We start from the raw sequence: 2267 nt of genomic DNA on the forward strand, positions 1-2267 counted from the left end.
GATGACTTTAACGAACTCACTCAACAGCAAGAAAACGAGAGGGAATACGGCACCCTACTAGGCAAAGCCCTGTTTCGAGGGGCTGTGTACGACACCTTTGTTCGCGCCCTATCCAAAAGCAGTCAGGACTGTCGCCTGCGAATTTTGCTCTCGATTGAAGCGGCTAACAACGACGAAGTGAAGACCTTGCATTGGGAAAGGCTGTGTGCTCCGATTGATGCCGACGAGGATTGGGATCTTTTAGCCCGCGACCAGCGCGTGCCCTTTTCCCTGTACATTCCCACGATTATCGATCGCCGCTTTCCCCCGATTGGGCGACGTGACTTGCGGGCACTCGTGCTGGTAGCAAGTCCCGCCAATATCGGCAAGTTTCAATTAGCACCTTTTGACGTTGAAGCTGTCTTATCTGGAGTTAAGGAAGCGCTTGGTGATATTCCTTACGAAGTTTTGGCAAATAATGTTGCAGGTGCTATCGGACCGCCAACGCTACAAGAACTGTCTAAGCAACTGACTAACTCCAAGAAGCCATACACCTTGCTGCACTTTGTCGCCCACGGCAAGCTGATGGATAACGGAGAAACTGTTCTGTACTGGGCAAAAGCCGATAACCAAGTCCTGCCAGTTACGGGAGAAGATTTTCTGGCAGAGCTGAAGAACATCGGTAATCATCACAGGAGCTTACCTCACTTTACCTTCCTGTGTACTTGCGAAAGTGCCGACCCCAGAGCAGAAGCAGGATTAGGTGGATTAGGTCAGCGATTGGTGAGAGATTTGGGGATGCCTGCTGTAGTAGCAATGACCCGCAAGGTGAGCGTAGAGACAGGCTTGGCTCTAGGACAGAACTTTTACCGACGGCTGAGAGAGTCGGGAGAGGTAGATACGGCAATACAAGAGGCAACAGCCGGATTGGGAAAGCGCCACGATATTGCTGTCCCGGCTTTGTTCAGCCGCTTGGGTGGGCGTCCCTTATTTAGCGATCGCCTCGACAATCGGGATTTAACCGACGAGGAAATCAGTTATGGGATTGAAAAGCTTCAACAATTACTCGAAGAACGCGCTCCTAATGCCTCCGTACTCAAGCAGAGGTTTAAAACCCAGGTAGAGAAGCTGAAAGATACCCAAGGAGCAGAGTCACGTACAGCGCGTGAAGGACGCCAGCAGGCTTTAGTTGAACTCAATAACTTGTGCGATCAAGTCCTGGAAATTAGCTTTGATGCTCTGGCAGCTTTGGGCAAGGAACCTCCAGAATACAAGGCTGAGTGTCCTTTTCCAGGTCTATCTTCCTTCAGTGATGAAAAATACCACAAGTTCTTCTTTGGGCGTGATGAGCTAATTAAAGACTTACAACAAGAATTGGAGAAGGACAATTTTTTAGCTGTCATCGGTACTTCGGGGAGTGGTAAATCATCCGTAGTCTTAGCAGGGCTGATTCCTAGGCTTAAACAAGAGGAGCCAAATCTCCAGTCGGTTTACATGACACCAAGTAACGAGCCGCTAAAACAACTAAAAAGACAATTAGAACAACTATTAAAGGTACCAGAACACTATTCAGTACTGGTGGTCGATCAATTTGAGGAAGTATTCACCCTCTGCGAGGAGAAAGGCCATCAGCAAGAATTCATCGAAAAGTTGTTACACCTTGCCGAGCGGCGAAGAGTTGTGATTACGATGCGGGCAGATTTTTTGGGCGAGTGTACCTTCTACCCGGATCTGAGAAAGCGGATTGAAACCCGGCAAAAATTGGTTGGACCGATGGAACCTGCCGAATTAATCGCAGCGATGAAGATGCAGGCAGACAGCGGGGGGCTGCGTTTTGAAGCTGGCTTGAGCCACTCAATTCTCAATGATGTGCAAGGGGAGCCAGGCGCAATGCCGCTGCTGCAATATGCTTTGCAGGAATTGTGGAAGCGTCGGCGGGGGCGCTGGCTGTGCGATGAGGAGTACCAAGCAATTGGCAGAGTTCAGCAGGCGATCGCTAAAACAGCGAGTGATTTTTACAATAGCTTACCCGCATTAGAACAAGAGCAAGTCCAGAATATTTTTTTGCGCTTAACCTGCTTGGATAAAAACATCGTGCAGGGAGAGAAAGGACGGAATACACGCCAGCGTGTAGAGTTAGAGGATCTGGTGCCCAATGGGGGGAACTTAGCAGAGACTAAAAAGTTGGTGCAACAGTTGGCAAGTGAAGGAGCCAGGCTAGTCGTTACCAGTCGCAACGAAACAACGGGTAAGGAAGAAGTAGAAGTTGCCCACGAAGCTTTAATCCG

The 2267-nt window shown here is 49.4% G+C and carries 1 protein-coding gene; it reads left to right on the plus strand.

Annotated elements, in window-relative coordinates:
* A partial coding sequence (locus H6F50_RS00160) for a CHAT domain-containing protein (protein ID WP_190424959.1) occupies window positions 1-2267 on the plus strand: 2267 nt, incomplete at both ends.

The organism is Coleofasciculus sp. FACHB-712 (genome assembly GCF_014695635.1).
GTDB lineage: Bacteria > Cyanobacteriota > Cyanobacteriia > Cyanobacteriales > FACHB-T130 > FACHB-T130.